The 15,693-nt window shown below is 54.6% G+C and carries 14 protein-coding genes; 4 read left to right on the plus strand and 10 right to left on the minus strand.

The genetic code is table 11. The features are described 5' to 3' along the window. Positions 1-66: 66 nt before the first annotated feature. A complete protein-coding gene (metE, locus tag HVZ52_RS22360; RefSeq protein ID WP_131380406.1) occupies positions 67-2,328 on the minus strand; it encodes a 5-methyltetrahydropteroyltriglutamate--homocysteine S-methyltransferase in 2,262 nt (753 codons plus the stop codon). Between the two features lie 234 nt (positions 2,329-2,562). Between metE and metR the strand changes: the two genes are divergently transcribed. Then, positions 2,563-3,516 carry an HTH-type transcriptional regulator MetR gene (metR, locus tag HVZ52_RS22365; protein ID WP_003017908.1) on the plus strand — a complete coding sequence of 318 codons (954 nt, stop codon included), beginning with the start codon at positions 2,563-2,565 and terminating at the stop codon, positions 3,514-3,516. Here the strand turns inward: metR and HVZ52_RS22370 are convergent. From HVZ52_RS22370 to pldB, 3 genes are all read right to left on the minus strand, one after another. After that, positions 3,404-4,303: a carboxylate/amino acid/amine transporter gene (locus HVZ52_RS22370; RefSeq protein ID WP_016157852.1), complete on the minus strand. Its 900-nt coding sequence runs from the start codon at positions 4,301-4,303 to the stop codon at positions 3,404-3,406. The two genes, metR and HVZ52_RS22370, sit on opposite strands and share 113 nt — an antisense overlap. A gap of 80 nt (positions 4,304-4,383) precedes the next feature. Beyond that, positions 4,384-5,184, minus strand: coding sequence for a sugar/pyridoxal phosphate phosphatase YigL (gene yigL / locus HVZ52_RS22375; protein WP_008787091.1), 801 nt, complete (start codon positions 5,182-5,184; stop codon positions 4,384-4,386). A 15-nt stretch (positions 5,185-5,199) separates the two neighbouring features. Next, a complete protein-coding gene (gene pldB, locus HVZ52_RS22380) occupies positions 5,200-6,216 on the minus strand; it encodes a lysophospholipase L2 (protein WP_142418351.1) in 1,017 nt (338 codons plus the stop codon). 110 nt (positions 6,217-6,326) lie between these two features. Between pldB and rhtB the strand changes: the two genes are divergently transcribed. Next, positions 6,327-6,947 (plus strand): homoserine/homoserine lactone efflux protein, encoded by a 621-nt coding sequence (gene rhtB, locus HVZ52_RS22385; RefSeq protein WP_003828938.1) that lies wholly within the window; start codon positions 6,327-6,329, stop codon positions 6,945-6,947. 44 nt (positions 6,948-6,991) lie between these two features. Here the strand turns inward: rhtB and rhtC are convergent, their stop codons facing one another. The 3 genes from rhtC to pldA form a co-directional block, all read right to left on the minus strand. Continuing rightward, a complete protein-coding gene (rhtC, locus tag HVZ52_RS22390; RefSeq protein WP_016155134.1) occupies positions 6,992-7,612 on the minus strand; it encodes a threonine export protein RhtC in 621 nt (206 codons plus the stop codon). A 64-nt stretch (positions 7,613-7,676) separates the two neighbouring features. Next, on the minus strand, positions 7,677-9,506 hold the full coding sequence (recQ, locus tag HVZ52_RS22395) for an ATP-dependent DNA helicase RecQ (RefSeq protein ID WP_019078429.1): 1,830 nt from the start codon (positions 9,504-9,506) through the stop codon (positions 7,677-7,679). An 88-nt stretch (positions 9,507-9,594) separates the two neighbouring features. After that, a complete protein-coding gene (gene pldA / locus HVZ52_RS22400; protein WP_016157849.1) occupies positions 9,595-10,464 on the minus strand; it encodes a phospholipase A in 870 nt (289 codons plus the stop codon). 165 nt (positions 10,465-10,629) lie between these two features. On the opposite strand from pldA, the gene yigI reads away from it, so the two are divergent. Beyond that, positions 10,630-11,097 (plus strand): acyl-CoA thioesterase YigI, encoded by a 468-nt coding sequence (gene yigI / locus HVZ52_RS22405; protein ID WP_003017917.1) that lies wholly within the window; start codon positions 10,630-10,632, stop codon positions 11,095-11,097. Positions 11,098-11,148: 51 nt separating this feature from the next. Then, complete coding sequence (rarD, locus tag HVZ52_RS22410; RefSeq protein ID WP_016155131.1) at positions 11,149-12,042, plus strand: EamA family transporter RarD; 894 nt, start codon at positions 11,149-11,151, stop codon at positions 12,040-12,042. A 41-nt stretch (positions 12,043-12,083) separates the two neighbouring features. Here rarD and corA read toward each other — a convergent pair whose 3' ends face one another. The 3 genes from corA to uvrD all read right to left on the minus strand — a co-directional run bounded on the left by corA (position 12,084) and on the right by uvrD (position 15,673). Next, complete coding sequence (corA, locus tag HVZ52_RS22415) at positions 12,084-13,034, minus strand: magnesium/cobalt transporter CorA (RefSeq protein WP_003017920.1); 951 nt, start codon at positions 13,032-13,034, stop codon at positions 12,084-12,086. Positions 13,035-13,188: 154 nt separating this feature from the next. Next, complete coding sequence (gene ysgD / locus HVZ52_RS22980) at positions 13,189-13,245, minus strand: YsgD/CorL family protein (protein ID WP_212723238.1); 57 nt, start codon at positions 13,243-13,245, stop codon at positions 13,189-13,191. 265 nt (positions 13,246-13,510) lie between these two features. Further along, positions 13,511-15,673 (minus strand): DNA helicase II, encoded by a 2,163-nt coding sequence (gene uvrD, locus HVZ52_RS22420; protein WP_016155130.1) that lies wholly within the window; start codon positions 15,671-15,673, stop codon positions 13,511-13,513. Positions 15,674-15,693 lie beyond the last annotated feature (20 nt).

Here is a 15,693-nt window from a genome sequence, read left to right on the forward strand (position 1 = left end):
CCTACAACTCTTGCTATTTCCTGTAAGCCGGGTAAGCGCTTGCGCTTCCCGGCCACCGGCTCTGAATTACGCCTGACGCAGGTTCTGCGCAGCTTTGACCATGTTCGCCAGCGCGGCGCGGGTTTCCGGCCAACCGCGCGTTTTCAGGCCGCAGTCCGGGTTGACCCACAGACGCTCGGCCGGAATACGCTGCTCGGCTTTCTTCAGCAGGGCTTCAATCCACTCCACGCTCGGGACGTTCGGCGAGTGAATATCGTATACGCCCGGCCCGATTTCGTTCGGATAGTCGAACTCTTCAAACGATTCCAGCAACTCCATATCAGAGCGTGAAGTCTCAATGGTGATCACGTCCGCGTCCAGCGCCGCAATGGAGTCCATAATGTCGTTGAACTCGCAGTAACACATGTGGGTGTGGATCTGGGTTTCATCCTTCGCCACCGCCGCGTTAATGCGGAAGGCTTCCACGCCCCACTCCAGATACGCCGCCCAGTCGCTGCGGCGCAGTGGCAGACCTTCGCGCAGTGCCGGTTCATCAATCTGGATGATGCCAATACCCGCCGCTTCCAGATCCGCTACCTCATCACGCAGCGCCAGCGCAATCTGCTTAGCGATGGTTTCACGCGTCACGTCTTCACGCGGGAATGACCAGCAGAGAATGGTCACCGGACCGGTCAACATGCCTTTTACCGGTTTGTCGGTCAGCGACTGGGCATACTTCGCCCACTCCACGGTGATCGCTTCCGGGCGGCTGACATCGCCAATAACCACCGGCGGCTTCACGCAGCGAGAGCCATAGCTCTGCACCCAACCGTTCTGGGTAAAGACGAAACCGTCCAGGTGCTCGCCAAAATATTCCACCATGTCGTTACGTTCGGCTTCACCGTGCACCAGCACGTCGAGCCCCAGACGTTCCTGTTCAACAATCGCCTGTTTGATATGTTCCGCGATACCGGTGCGGTAGTTACTTGCATCCAGGTTGCCCTTTTTGAAGTCCAGACGCAGGCCGCGAATTTCCGTGGTTTGCGGGAATGAGCCGATAGTGGTGGTCGGCCATGCCGGCAGATTAAAGCGGGCACGCTGCGCTTCGGCGCGAACCGGGTAAGCGTTGGCACGTTGGCTGTCCTGGGCGGTGATCGCCGCCAGACGTTTTTCCACTGCGGCGTTGTGTACGCGGGTAGAGTGACGACGAGCCTGGATCGGTGCGCTCCACGCCACAATTGCCGCCGTATCACCGCTGTTCAACGCATCACGCAGCAGCGCCAGCTCGCCGCATTTTTGTAGGGCGAAGGCAAACCAGCTCTTCACTTCTGCATCAAGGCGGGTTTCCACGCTGAGATCGATTGGGCTGTGCAGCAAGGAGCAGGAAGAAGCTACCCACAGGTCACGTTTACCGACGATATCTTTAATTTGCGCGTATTTTTCGCTGAGATCGGCACGCCAGACGTTGCGACCGTTCACCAGCCCCGCTGACAGCAACCAGTCGGCAGGCAGACGCTTGTGCAGCTCGGCCACATCATCTTTACCGTGCACGAAGTCAACGTGCAGCCCCTGCACCGGCAGCGCGGTAATGGTATCCAGGTTTGGCGTTACGCCTTCGAAGTAGGTGGTCAGCAGCAGCTTCACCTGACCCGTCAGCGCGTCATACGCCGGTTTGAAGGCGTTCAGCCAAACCTGAGGCAGCTCCAGCACCAGAGCCGGTTCATCAATCTGCACCCACTCAATACCGCGTTTCGCCAGCTCAGCCAGCACCTGCTGGTAAACCGGCAGAATATCGTTCAACAGGCTCAGGCGGTCAAACTGTTCGCCCTTCACTTTCCCCAGCCACAGGTAAGTTACCGGTCCCAGCAGCACAGGTTTCACCTTGTGACCGAGCGCCAACGCTTCATCCACTTCATCCAACAGTTGGGTCCAGGTCAGTTTGAACTGCTGACCTTTGGTGAACTCTGGCACCATGTAGTGATAGTTGGTGTTAAACCATTTGGTCATTTCTGCCGCCGCCGCGGGCTCCCCGGTTGGTGCGCGGCCACGGCCAATGCGGAATAAGGTATCGATATCGACCGAGCCGTCTTTATTTTGATGACGAGCCGGAACGTTGCCGAGCAGCAGGCTGGTGGTCAGCACGTGATCGTACCAGGCAAAATCGCCCACTGGCAGCAGGTCAACGCCCGCCTGCTTCTGCTGATCCCAGTGACGGGCACGCAGCTCGCGGCCAACGGTTAGCAAATCTTCACGGGAAGAATTTCCCGCCCAGTAGCTTTCTTGCGCTTTTTTCAGCTCGCGACGCAGGCCAACGCGAGGGAAACCGAGGGTGTGATTAAGTATTGTCATTTTTCTTCCTCTAATTATATGTAAATCCTATTGATTTTTAATTTAGGGAAGGTGGCAAGTTTATTCATCCCAGGAGCTTACTGAAGTAAGTGACCGGGGTGGAAAAACGCAGCCAACGCACCATAAATTTAAAAGACGAAGGATTTTAGCCATCCAGATGTTTACACATCCATAATTGACAGTTACTGTATATTCCTCAAGCGCAATTTGTTCATGCCGAAGTGAAGGACTTTCATGATCGAGATTAAACACCTGAAAACGCTCCAGGCGTTGCGGAATAGTGGTTCGCTGGCGGCCGCAGCGGCGACGTTGCATCAGACCCAATCCGCCCTCTCTCACCAATTCAGCGATCTGGAACAGCGCCTTGGCTTTCGACTTTTTATCCGTAAAAGCCAGCCTCTGCGCTTTACGCCGCAAGGCGAAATTTTGCTGCAGTTAGCAAATCAGGTGTTGCCGCAAATTGGTCGTGCGCTGCAGGCCTGCAACGAACCGCAGCAAACCCGGCTGCGGATCGCTATTGAATGCCATAGCTGTATTCAATGGCTGACGCCCGCGCTGGAGAATTTTCGTGCCAACTGGCCGCAGGTGGAGATGGACTTTAAATCCGGCGTGACGTTCGATCCGCAACCAGCGCTACAGCAGGATGAGCTGGATCTGGTGCTGACATCCGACATTCTGCCGCGTAGCGGACTGCACTACTCGCCGATGTTCGATTTTGAAGTCCGCCTGGTACTGGCGCCGGACCATCCGCTGGCCAGCAAGACGCAGATCACGCCGGAGGATTTAGCCAGTGAGACGCTGCTTATTTACCCAGTGCAACGGAGTCGACTGGATGTCTGGCGGCATTTCTTGCAGCCTGCGGGCGTTAGTCCGTCGCTGAAGAGCGTGGATAACACCCTGCTGCTGATTCAGATGGTTGCAGCCAGAATGGGTATTGCAGCTTTACCGCACTGGGTGGTGGAGAGTTTTGAACGCCAGGGCCTGGTGGTGACCAAAACCCTGGGTGATGGATTGTGGAGTCGGCTGTACGCCGCCGTGCGCGATGGCGAGCAGCGACAGCCGGTCACGGAAGCGTTTATTCGCTCAGCGCGGAATCACGCCTGCGATCACCTGCCGTTTGTACGGAGTGCGGAACGACCCACTTTCGATGTACCCACAGTGAAGCCACTATCACAGCCGCACCAATAATGAAGCTTGGCCAGTGAGGCTGTTGATGCCAGATAGCCAGGTTAACCAGCAGCCCGGCCGGCACATGCATATTGTTCATGATGCCCAGCGTCCCCGCATCCACCTGGGTCGCGCCGTAGTTCCACATAAAGTAACCAATGCCGGACGCTGCCACGCCAAGAAAGACCAGAATTCCCCACTGTAGCGTGGTTGCAGGCATTTTCTGCGCATTCCCCAGCATGAACCAGGCAACGACCGCCACCATAAAGGCCCCCATGTAAAACCAGGCAAAGGCGTTGTGCTGCGGCATTGGCCGCGTTTCCATCAGACGCTTGTAGCCCACCATGCCAATGGCAAAGCTGATATTGGACAACTGCACCAGCAGCAGGCCGGTCCAGAAGTGGCTGGTCACCTGATCGTAACGAATGATCCCCGCACCAATCACCGCCAGCAACGCACTGAAGGCGTAGCTCCAGCGCAGACGACGTCCGCTCATCAGGTCATAAATCAGCGTAATGTAGAGCGGCGTCAGCACGGTAAAGAGCAGCAGTTCTGATACCGTCAGGTACAGATAGGCGTGAAAACTCAGCATATACATAATGCCAAGCTGCATGGCGCCCACCAGCATATACAGCGCGATGGTTTTTACGCTATGCCCACGGGTACGTAAAAACGGCAGGAACACCAGCGCCGCCAGCCCAACGCGCACCAGCACCGCAAAATAGCTATCGACATGACCGGCAAGGTACTCGCCAAACAGGCTAAAGGAAAAGGCCCACAGAATTGTGGTAATGATGAGTAACGCCACAATGGATGTCTCTTAACAAAAGGTACGCCCATTGTAGCGAAGTTTTAAGTTGACATCTGGTCAACTAACGAACAAAAACATTACTGCAAAAACAGCTCACGCAGATAATGCGGCACGGCATCGTCGGCATTAAGACCAATGACTTCCAGTTCCGGATGCAGATCCTTCAGGCGCTGGTGAGCGTTGCCCATAATGCAGCCTTTGCCCGCCATGGAGAGCATTTCCGCGTCGTTCATCCCGTCGCCAAAAGCGATACAATCTTTCAGGCTATAGCCCATAGCTTTCGCCACCGCTTCCAGCGCATGGCCTTTCGATACGCCGCCAGCCATGACTTCCAGGCAGGTAAGCGTAGAGAAACTGACGTTGACGCGGTCGCCCCAGCGGGCGTTAATCGCCTGTTCCAGCGGCAGCAGCCTTTCGTGAGAATCAGTGGTGAAAAACACCTTACTCACGCCTTCCGGCTCCAGTAGCGCAGGTTCAAACAGTGAATAGTTAAACACTGCTTCTTTGAAGAAGCGCATTTCGTCCGGGCGATGGCGGTTCATAAACCACTCATCATCACGATAAACGTTGGTCACGATGTCCGGGTTTGCATTCACTACGCCAAACAGGTCGCTGGCAATGTCGCGATCCAGGTTATGCGAAAACACCAGATTCCCGTCAGAATCATGCACCCGCGCGCCGTTGGACGTGATCATGTAGGTTTTAATGCCGAGGTTATCGCGAATTTGCCCCACATCAACATGATGACGGCCAGTCGCAAACACGAAGTTAACGCCACGAGCGGTCAATAACTTCAGCGTCTCTTTGGCATAAGGGGACAGGGTATGGTCGGGAGAAAGCAGCGTACCGTCTAAATCAGACGCAACAACCTGATACATAAGAAAATTCAACCTCTAGGCAAAGCGGGTTCCGCTGGATGAGTTATGCTCGTCGAAAAATTCGACAATAGCGTTAAGCGCGACTGAGCGCATTGCGTCCTTTTCAAAAAGGATCTCATGGTACGCGCCTTTGATGACCAGCGGCTGCCCCCCTTCTACGGGATGGCCCGCTGCGGCGCGGAGTTCACAAAAACGATCGTGCATGCGGTTATCTACCACACGCTCTTCTTCGGCCTGAATCAGCAGCGTCGGCGTCGCGTCGTCTCCTGCTCCAGCCAGAACCTGTTCGCCTGCCAGAATACCTTCACGTACCCAGTGGTAGGTGGGGCCGCCAACGCGCAGCCGTGGCTCATCCGCATAGAAGCGTAGATTGCGCCGATAGCGCTGTCGACTATGGGTTAACGCATTCATACCGAATGGCAGCGCCCGCCAGCGCCCGGTACCCATCGCATAACCTTCGCGGATCCGCGGATGCCCTTCAGCCCAGTCCAAAATGTGGCGTACCATCCAGTCGGGAAAGCGCATCACAATACCAAACATCGGCGCGCAAAGCGCGATGGCATCACACTGATTCGGGTGGCGCTGCAAGAATAACGTGGCAATCGCACCGCCCATTGAATGCGCCAGTATATAGCGCTTTCTCCACGGACCGGGTAGCACTTCCTGCTGCCAGAAGGCGGTTAAATCGTCGACATAGTCATTAAAGTTATCGACATGACCGCGATGCGGGTCCGAAAGCATACGCCCGGAACGCCCCTGGCCACGGTGATCGATAATGAGGACGTCAAAACCAGAATGAAACAGGTCATACGCCAGTTCAGCGTATTTCACGTAGCTTTCAATGCGTCCAGGACAGACGACGATGACGCGATCGTTTTTTTCTGCGTGAAAACGCACAAAATGGACGGGGATATCATCCACGCCCGTAAATTCCGCTTCTTCCCGCTGACGCCAGAAATCTGTCAGTGGCCCCATGGAAAAAGCAGCAAACGCGTTTTCTCTTGTTTCCCAGTCTTTTTGCTGCTGAAACATCGGGTATCCAGCCTCGCTGACCAAGTAAAATCGTTTTTTTCGCCGTCGCTGACACAACCTAACGGCAGTAGCGTATTGTGGCATAAAAATAGACAATCCGGGAGTTTCTCATGACCTTTGAATGGTGGTTCGCCTACCTGTTGACCTCTATTATTTTGAGCTTGTCTCCAGGCTCTGGCGCAATCAACACCATGACCACCGCCATCAGTCACGGTTATCGCGGTGCCAGCGCGTCGATTGCTGGTTTGCAGACAGGACTTGGCATTCATATCGTTCTGGTTGGTGTAGGACTGGGAACGCTATTTTCACGTTCGGTTATCGCATTTGAGGTGCTGAAATGGGCGGGGGCGGCCTATCTGATTTGGCTGGGTATTCAGCAATGGCGGGCGGCGGGTGCTATCGATCTGAACACCATGGCGAATACGCAATCGCGCAGCCGCCTGTTCAAACGCGCAGTCTTTGTTAATCTGACCAACCCCAAGAGCATCGTTTTCCTTGCAGCCCTGTTCCCGCAGTTTATCCTGCCACAGGAACCGCAGTTAATGCAGTACGTGGTGCTTGGCGTCACGACCATCGTGGTCGATATCATTGTGATGATCGGTTACGCGACGCTGGCCACGCGCATTGCTGGCTGGATTAAAGGGCCAAAGCAAATGAAAGCGTTAAACAAAGTGTTTGGCTCGCTGTTTATGCTGATAGGCGCCTTGTTAGCCTCGGCACGGCATGCCTGATGAAGGTGCCGGAGGCGCTTGCGCTTATCCGGCCCGGAAGGAACTTAACGCGAAATAATCAGGTGGATACCGAAGCCCGCAAACAGCGCACCGGCAAAACCATCAATCCACTTCGCCAGACGCTGATAGCCACGACGCATTTTCGGCAGTGCAAACAGGCTGGCGACTACGGTAAACCACGCCAGCGTTTCCACGATGATCAGGGCAAAGATCCCCCAGCGTGCGCCCGTTCCCACGTTATCGCCAACGAACAATGAGAACACGGAGCCAAAATAGATAATGGCTTTAGGGTTCGCCAGGTTGGTCAGCAGCCCCTTCAAAAAGCTGCGTCCGCTCTGTGCCAGCTCAACTTGCGGAGTGGGAGTCGCAACATCCTGTTTTTTAAACGCGCCGCGTAGCATCTGATAACCCATCCAGCACAGATACAGCCCCCCGCCCACCATAATAATGGTGTGCAGCCAGGCCATTTTTTCGATAATCAGATGTAGGCCGAGCAGCGCTACGCCAGCCCAGACCATGACGCCACAGGTAATACCCAGCACGCCCATCATGGCTTCTTTGCGCGAACGGCTAACCGCTGTTTGAGAAACAAAGAAAAAGTCGGGACCAGGGCTCATCAGCGCAACGATATGCACCAACGCAACGGTGAAAAATAGCGTTAACATAAAAATGACTCGCGGGGGAAATAGTTCAGTGAGTCACCATCCTGGCACTTTTTTGCCTGGCTGACTACTCTTCGTCGTCACCATCAACGTGCGCGCGAATAAGCGCCATAAACTCTTTGCCAAAACGCTCAAGTTTACGCATCCCCACGCCATTAACGCTCAGCATTTCGCTCGGTGAAACTGGCATCTGCTCAGCCATTTCAATCAGCGTGGCATCGTTGAACACTACATACGGCGGGATATTTTCTTCATCAGCAATGGCTTTACGCAGCTTCCGCAATTTGGCGAACAGTTTGCGATCGTAATTGCCACCGAAGGATTTCTGCATCGCTCGCGGTTTCAGCGCCACAATACGCGGTACCGCAAGCTGTAGCGCAACATCACCACGCAGTACCGGACGCGCGGCTTCGGTTAGCTGTAACGCGGAGTGATGAGCAATATTCTGCGTCACCAGCCCAAGATGAATAAGCTGGCGGATAACGCTTACCCAATGTTCGTGGCTTTGCTCACGACCAATGCCATAGACAGGCAGCTTGTCATGGGCCAGCTCGCGAATTCGCTGGTTATTCGCTCCGCGCAGAACCTCCACGACATAACCCATACCAAAGCGTTGATTAACACGGTAGATAGTCGACAGCGCTTTGCGCGCATCCATGAGTCCGTCGTACTGTTTTGGCGGGTCGAGACAGATGTCGCAGTTACCACACGGCTCCTGACGCCCCTCGCCAAAATAGTTCAACAGCACCAGACGACGACAGGTTTGCGCCTCGGCAAACGCCCCCATCGCATTGAGCTTATGCCGTTCGATATCCAGCAGTTGTCCGGCGGGTTTCTCTTCGAGGCAACGGCGCAGCCATGCCATATCAGCCGGATCGTAAAACAGCATTGCTTCCGCAGGCAGGCCGTCACGCCCGGCGCGGCCGGTTTCCTGGTAATAGGACTCGATGTTGCGCGGAATATCGAAATGCACCACGAAGCGTACGTTGGGTTTGTTGATTCCCATGCCAAACGCCACGGTCGCTACGACGATTTGCAGGTCATCACGCTGAAATTTCTCCTGCACTTCTGCACGTACAGCGTTTTCCAGCCCGGCATGATAAGCCCCGGCGCTAATGCCTCGGCTTTGCAGACGCGCGGCGGTGTCTTCTACTTTAGCGCGACTGTTACAGTAGATAATACCGGACTTACCGCGCTGCTCTTGCACGTAGCGCATCAGTTGATCGAGCGGCTTAAACTTCTCCATCAACATGTAGCGAATATTCGGGCGATCAAAGCTGCTGATCTGAATTAACGGGTCGTTGAGCCCCAGCAGACGCACAATATCCAGCCGGGTTGTCTCGTCCGCGGTCGCGGTCAGCGCGACAAACGGCAGAGTTGGGAAACGCTGACGCAACTGCCCCAGCGCGGCGTATTCCGGGCGGAAATCATGCCCCCACTGCGAAATACAGTGCGCTTCATCAACTGCCAGCAGTACCGGGTTCCAGTGCGCCAGATTTTCAAGGAAGTTATCCAGCATCAGGCGTTCGGGCGCAATGTACAGTAAGCGAATCTGCCCGCTACGACAGCCTGCCATCACCTCAAGCTGCTGCTCACGACTTTGGGTGGAGTTCAGACACGCGGCCGCCACGCCGTTGGCAAGCAGTTGATCGACCTGATCTTTCATCAGAGAAATCAGCGGAGAAACAACAACGGTGAGGCCGTTAAGCAATAATGCGGGAATTTGATAGCACAGGGATTTTCCGCCACCGGTCGGCATAACGACCAGGCAGTCGCGACCAGCGATCACGGTATCAATGATTTCTTCCTGACCAGGGCGAAACTGTTGGTAGCCAAAGGTTTCCTGCAAAACCTGTTTAGCGCCCATTTCCAGATTCAACACTTCCGCCTGCGCCACATTAACCCCATTAGCCTGAAATAAAAACAGGCGCTATTTTCAGCGCCTGAGAGAGAAACTGCAATGATTAAAATACTCTCAATACCTGTCAGAAGATATCGTTAAGCATTACACCCACGCCAACACGGGTCTGATTGAAGTTGTAGTCAATCAGTGATTCGCCGTAGCCGCTGTAGACCTGGGTATAAAGACGCACATGCTTGGTAATGGGATAACTGGCCCCCAGCTCTGCGCCGCCGTAGCCGGTATTCCAGTTGTACTGGCCTTTCACACTGATCACCGCGTCACCCAGGTGATAACCCATTTTTAACTGATAGTAGCCCATATATTTGGTGATATCAGGGTTATCGTCAGTGCTGCCGATAACGTACCACGGCTTAACTTCCACCAGCCAGTTACCGTTTTCAGCCATCAGCCGGGTGTAAAGGCGGTTCCAGCTACGTGAGGTGGGGTCGGATCGACCATTGGAGTCATGGTTATAGCCCATTTCAACATCGCGGAGCGTCCAACCGGCAAAGCGATAGTCGGTGGCGAAACCGAGGAACAATTGCGGTTCATAGTTGGTTTCGCGAAACGGCGCAGACTCTTCACTGTTCGAAAGCTGCCACCAGGACTTCTGGGTATAGGAACCGCCGAGTACCGAGTTCGGGCCTAATATTCCGCGCCAGAGCGGAAACGCCAGGCTTAGCTGAAACTTAACCTCATCTTTGCGCGCATTTTCGGACCAGCTATAGCTGCTGATCGCCTCTTTGTTCATGTCGCTGGTATTGGTGTAGATGAGATAGTTGGTCTCATAAGGATAAAGCGTGAAAGGGTTGTCATGCTCCTGCAGCATGTTGGCGATGATACTGCCGCGAACCGCCGGTGCATCATGAATCTCTTTCACTGTCGCTTCCTGCGCATACGCGGTCAACGGCAGCATGACTGCTGGTAGTAACCATCCCAGAATCGCCCGCATCGGTAATGTTCTCCTGAACCAAAATATTGATGAATTGTATAATTATCTGGCAAGTATTCTACATACTTAGCGAGTTCCTCGTTAGTTATCCCGTCCTAAAGTAGAAAACAACAAATAATAAGCATAATATCAACATTTCATTAACCATTGAGATGTAGGGATCGTATGTCTGCCGTACTTACTGCTGAGGAAGCGCTGAAGTTAGTGGGTGAAATGTTTGTCTATCATATGCCGTTTAACCGGGCGCTGGGTCTGGAGCTTGAACGCTATGAGAAAGAATTTGCTCAATTAGCCTTTAATAATCAACCGATGATGGTCGGCAACTGGGCGCAAAGCATTCTGCATGGCGGCGTGATCGCGTCGGCGCTGGACGTTGCCGCCGGGCTGGTGTGCGTTGGCAGTACGCTGACCCGCCATGAGACGATCAGCGAGGACGAACTGCGTCAGCGAATGTCACGTATGGGGACAATCGATTTGCGCGTTGATTACCTGCGCCCGGGGAGAGGAAATCGCTTTACCGCCACCAGTAGCCTGCTGCGGGCGGGGAATAAAGTCGCCGTTGCGCGCGTGGAACTGCATAACGAAGAACAGCTTTATATTGCCAGCGCAACCGCCACTTATATGGTGGGGTAAGTGCTCAAAAAAAGGTAAACTGCTGTTACATTTCTGAAATGAGTTTTCCCGATGGATGCTAAACAAACGCGGCAGGGCGTGTTACTCGCTCTTGCTGCTTATTTTATTTGGGGTATCGCTCCTGCCTACTTCAAGCTGATTTACTATGTCCCGGCGGATGAGATCCTGACGCATCGCGTCATCTGGTCATTTTTCTTTATGGTGGTACTGATGAGCATCAGCCGCCAGTGGTCGGGCATCAAAACGCTGCTACAAACGCCAAAGAAGATCTTCCTGCTGGCGCTCTCTGCAGTGCTCATCGGTGGAAACTGGCTGCTGTTCATTTGGGCGGTCAATAATCATCATATGCTGGAAGCCAGCCTGGGCTATTTTATTAACCCGCTGGTGAATATTGTGCTGGGAATGCTTTTCCTCGGCGAGCGCTTTCGTCGCATGCAGTGGCTGGCGGTACTGTTAGCCGCCTGCGGCGTACTGGTACAGCTGTGGACCTTCGGATCGCTGCCAATCATCGCGTTGGGCCTGGCGTTCAGCTTTGCTTTCTATGGTCTGGTACGCAAGAAGATTGCCGTCGAAGCACAAACCGGCATGCTGATCGAAACCCTGTGGCTTTTACCTGTTGCGGCTATCTATCTGTTTGGCATCGCGGACAGCCCAACCAGCCATATGGGTCAAAACCCCATGTCACTCAATCTTCTGCTGATTGCTGCAGGTGTCGTGACCACCATTCCGCTGCTGTGCTTTACCGGCGCGGCGACCCGCCTGCGTCTGTCCACGCTGGGTTTCTTCCAGTATATCGGACCCACGCTAATGTTCCTGCTGGCCGTCACTTTCTACGGTGAAGTTCCGGGAGCGGATAAAATGGTCACGTTTGCGTTTATCTGGGTGGCGCTGGCAGTTTTCGTGATGGATGCGATTTATACGCAACGACGGGTACGTCGGAGCTGAAGAAGTGCCGGATAAGGCGTAACCGCCATCCGGCACAGCCATTACAGCCAGTTCTTGCGCTTAAAGTACAGATACGGCGCCAGACCCGCGAGCATCATAAAGACAATCGCCCCTGGGTAACCGAAGCTCCAGTGCAGTTCCGGCATGAACTCAAAGTTCATCCCGTAGCTGGAAGCCACCAGCGTCGGCGGCAGGAACACCACAGAGACCACCGAGAAGATCTTGATGATGCGGTTCTGCTCGATATTGATAAAGCCCATCGCCGCCTGCATCAGGAAGTTAACCTTCTGGAACAGTGATTCGTTGTGCGGCAGCAGGGACTCGATATCGCGCAGAATCTCGCGCGCCTGTTCCAGCTGACTCCCCGGCAAACGCGCTTTACGCACCAGGAAGTTCAGTGCGCGCTGGGTATCCATCAGACACAGGCGGACCTTCCAGCCAATATCTTCCAGTTCCGCCAGCGTCGAAAGCGCTTCGTCATATTCATCGCCCTGACGCCCTTCCATGATCACACGGCTGAGTTTTTCCAGGTCGCTGTAGATATTTTCGATCTCATCCGCCAACTGTTCAATTTTAGTTTCAAACAGGTCGAGCAGCAGCTCGTAGGCATTGCCATCCACCATCGCCTGATTACGCGCACGCATGCGGTACAGGCGGAATGCCGGCAGCTCGCGCTCGCGCAGAGTAAACAGGCGACCTTCGCGAATGGTAAATGCGACGGTTGAGTTACCCGCGTGATCGTCGGCATCTTCATAGAAGAAGAAGGAGTGAATGTGCAGACCGTCTTCGTCTTCAAAAAAACGCGCAGATGCTTCGATGTCTTCCAGTTCAGGGCGCGTAGCCAGATTCTGGCCCAAGTCCTTTTGCACACGGTTTCGTTCTTCGTCATCCGGCTCGACTAAATCGACCCAAACCGAACTGGCCAGGTGCTCGATCTCGTCTGCCTCAAGGCGAGTTAAACGATTGTTTTCCAGTTGAAATGCGCTCAGCATGACCGGGACTCCCAATGCAAAAAATTATCGGACAGTTCGGAGGGCACACAGAAACAAATTGGGTTTCAGACCATTAAACAGCCTGACTCAGCGCGACGGGAAAAAACAGAAGGTCGCTGACAACCGCGAAGGCTATCAGCAAAAAGGGATAGCCTTAGGAGTTGATCCTGGATGACAGGATAATGAGCCAGTATCTACTGGGTGTGTCCAAGGCGAATGTCCTCTTAGCGTAATCGTGCGCGCATGTTACGCCAGCAAAATTTTGACGTCAACACGCAACAGATGGCGAAAAAGTAATAATTTCCCCTTATACAAAAAGGTTAGCAGAGGGGAATTATTTATCTATGATTTCAGAATATTAACCGACAGATAGCGGGATGGCGGCTTCGCCTCGTCCGGCCTGGAAATCAAAATGTTACCCGGTCTGTAGGCCGGATAAGACGCGCCAGCGTCGCCATCCGGCAAAGCCAAACCGATCAAACCGTTTCCAGTCTGGCGTAGGCTGCCACCAGCCATTTGATCCCTTGCCCCTGGAACGCGACCTGCAAACGACTGTGCTCACCGCTTCCTTCCAGATTGACGATGGTGCCCTCACCAAACTTAGCGTGGCGCACGCGCTGGCCGAGCTTGTAGCCGGTATCATTTTCCGCCATTGGCGTGCCCATCCGCTGATGGCTCACCGGTCGGCTAACCGTGGCGCGCAGGCGAACCTCTTCAACGCACGCTTCCGGCAGTTCGCCGATAAAGCGCGACGGACGGTGGTAAACCTCTTTGCCGTACAGACGACGCGTTTCGGCGTAGGTCAGCGTCAGCTTTTGCATCGCGCGGGTCACGCCTACGTAAGCCAGGCGGCGCTCTTCTTCGAGGCGCCCACCTTCGTCCAGCGACATCTGGCTGGGGAACATGCCTTCTTCCATACCCACGATAAATACCTGGGGGAACTCCAGACCTTTCGCCGAGTGCAGCGTCATCAGTTGTACCGCATCCTGCCAGGTATCCGCCTGCCCTTCGCCTGCTTCCAGCGCGGCGTGAGACAGGAACGCCTGTAGCGGCATTAAGTCTTCGTCTTCTTCGTTGTAGCTGAACTGGCGCGTTGCCGTCACCAGTTCGTCTAAGTTTTCGATACGCGTCTGACCCTTCTCGCCTTTTTCCTGCTCGTACATCATGCGCAGGCCGGAGTCTTTAATCACCCGGTCAGTCTGCACGTGCAGCGGCATATCGGCGGTCTCCTGCGCCAGCGCATCGATCAGCTCCATAAAACGCTGTAAGGCGCTGGCGGCGCGACCCGCGAGGGCTTTTTCCTGCAACAGCTCACGACAGGCCTGCCACAACGTAAGCTGGCGGTCACGGGAGGTCTGACGCACGACATCTAAAGTACGATCACCAATCCCGCGGGTTGGCGTATTCACCACGCGTTCAAATGCGGCGTCGTCATTACGGTTAGCGATCAGGCGCAGGTAGGAGAGCGCATCTTTGATTTCCTGGCGTTCGAAGAAGCGCATCCCACCATAGATACGGTACGGCATGCTGGCTTGTAACAACGCCTCTTCCAGCACGCGCGACTGGGCGTTGCTGCGATAAAGAATGGCGCACTGTTCCAGCGCACCGCCGTTGTCCTGCCAGGTTTTGATACGATTGACCACAAAACGCGCTTCATCGAGTTCGTTGAACGCGCAGTACAGTGAGATTGGTTCGCCGTCGATGCCATCGGTCCACAGCTTTTTACCCAAACGCCCGTTGTTGTTTTCAATCAGGGCGTTGGCCGCGCTGAGGATGTTGTTGGTCGAGCGGTAGTTCTGCTCCAGGCGAATAGTTTCTGCGCCCGGGAAATCCGTGAGGAAGCGCTGGATGTTTTCCACCTGCGCTCCGCGCCAGCCGTAGATCGACTGGTCATCATCGCCAACGATCATCACTTTGCCGGTATCGCCCGCCAGCAGGCGGATCCAGGCGTACTGAATGTTGTTGGTATCCTGGAATTCGTCCACCAGGATATTGGTAAAGCGTTCGCGGTAGTGCTGCAGGATATGCGGCTTGTTGAGCCACAGTTCATGGGCGCGCAGCAACAGCTCGGCGAAATCCACCAGCCCCGCGCGGTCACACGCTTCCTGATAGGCCTGATACACCTTCTGCCAGGTTTGCTCAACCGGGTTGCCATAGCTCTGCAGATGGTGCGGGCGCAGCCCTTCGTCTTTCTGGCTATTGATAAACCACATCGCCTGACGCGGCGGCCACTGCTTCTCATCAAGATTCATCGCCTTGATCAAACGCTTGAGCAAACGCAACTGGTCTTCGCTGTCGAGGATCTGGAAATCCTGCGGCAGGTTCGCATCCATATGGTGCGCGCGCAGCAGGCGGTGCGCCAGACCGTGGAATGTACCCACCCACATACCGCCCTGGCTGGTTCCCATGATCTGGCCAATACGGTGGCGCATTTCCGCCGCCGCTTTGTTGGTAAAGGTCACCGCCATAATGGAGTATGGCGAGTTGTTCTCTACCGTCAGTAACCAGGCGATACGGTGCACCAGCACGCGAGTTTTACCACTCCCCGCGCCGGCCAAAACCAGCATGTTGCTGCGTGGCGCGGCCACCGCTTCACGCTGTTTATCATTAAGGCTGTCGAGCAGGTAAGAAACGTCCATTGGCACCGCCGCGTAAAAGT

It is taken from the genome of Citrobacter sp. RHB36-C18 (assembly GCF_013814485.1).
In the GTDB taxonomy this organism is placed as follows: domain Bacteria; phylum Pseudomonadota; class Gammaproteobacteria; order Enterobacterales; family Enterobacteriaceae; genus Citrobacter; species Citrobacter braakii.